The sequence below is a fragment of the Cryobacterium sp. RTC2.1 genome, from assembly GCF_035018685.1.
GTDB classification, from domain to species: domain Bacteria; phylum Actinomycetota; class Actinomycetes; order Actinomycetales; family Microbacteriaceae; genus Cryobacterium; species Cryobacterium glucosi.
Genome location: NZ_JASJXJ010000362.1, coordinates 1 through 458 on the forward strand (window position 1 = coordinate 1; position 458 = coordinate 458).

At 71.4% G+C, this 458-nt stretch carries 1 protein-coding gene; it reads right to left on the bottom strand.

The features are described from left to right. Nucleotides 1-443: hypothetical protein (locus QN357_RS19315; RefSeq protein ID WP_323505446.1), on the bottom strand; the 443-nt coding region annotated here is incomplete at its 3' end. Nucleotides 444-458 lie beyond the last annotated feature (15 nt).

The window sequence follows — 458 nt, forward strand, 5'->3', positions numbered from 1 at the left end:
GACACCCGCGTCACCCGGGTGAGGACATCCCACGGGCCCGTGCAGCCCATCCGCCAGGCCAGACCCTCCCGGCCGAGCACCCGGGCCCGCCGGTCCACATCCGTCGCCGTGCTCACCCGGGCCGCATCCACCGTCCGCCCGATGGCCTCCACGGTGCTCAGCGCCGTGACCGCTTCTGTGTCGCTGAGCAGCCCCAGCGGGATCGCGGCCAGGGCGTCTGCGAGAACCGCCTGGGCTTCGGCGAGCCTTGCGACAGCATCCGCATGCACCGACGGCACCGACCCCGCCAATCCTTCAGCACCCTCGAAACCCTCGGCAACCGCGACCGCAACCGGATGGGCCGACTCGGTGGATGCGCGGCCCACCGTGGTGGGCTGATCGCCCGCGGCCACTGAATCGTGGGCCTGCGGGGTGTGTGACTGGGGATCTGAAGCTCCTGCCATACCCCGATTCTACCC